The organism is Stenotrophomonas sp. 3diitr2024 (genome assembly GCF_042136455.1).
In the GTDB taxonomy this organism is placed as follows: Bacteria; Pseudomonadota; Gammaproteobacteria; order Xanthomonadales; family Xanthomonadaceae; genus Stenotrophomonas; species Stenotrophomonas sepilia.
Window position 1 is genome coordinate 1 of the sequence record NZ_JBHHMJ010000328.1, and the last position, 269, is coordinate 269.

The window sequence follows — 269 nt, forward strand, 5'->3', positions numbered from 1 at the left end:
CCCGGGTAACCACCGGCATGGACCTGACCATCGCCATCGTCAACGGTTTCCTGATTGCCGGCACCTGTGGGCTCGCGCTGTGGCTGTGGTATGGCGGCCATATCACCGTGGGCGCGATCACGCTGGCGACCGGCCTGGTGGGCTTTGCCATCGTCAAGCTGGGCGAGAAGGTGACCGAGGCGCGCAAGCTGGTTGGCCAGATGAGCGACATCATGATCCAGGTGACCCGCTTCGTACTGGAAGTCACCCCGATCGGCACCTTCGGCCTG

1 pseudogene is annotated in these 269 nt (G+C 64.3%); it reads left to right on the forward strand.

The features are described from left to right. Positions 1–269: pseudogene (locus ABGA94_RS07950) on the forward strand (hypothetical protein); the annotation flags it as partial.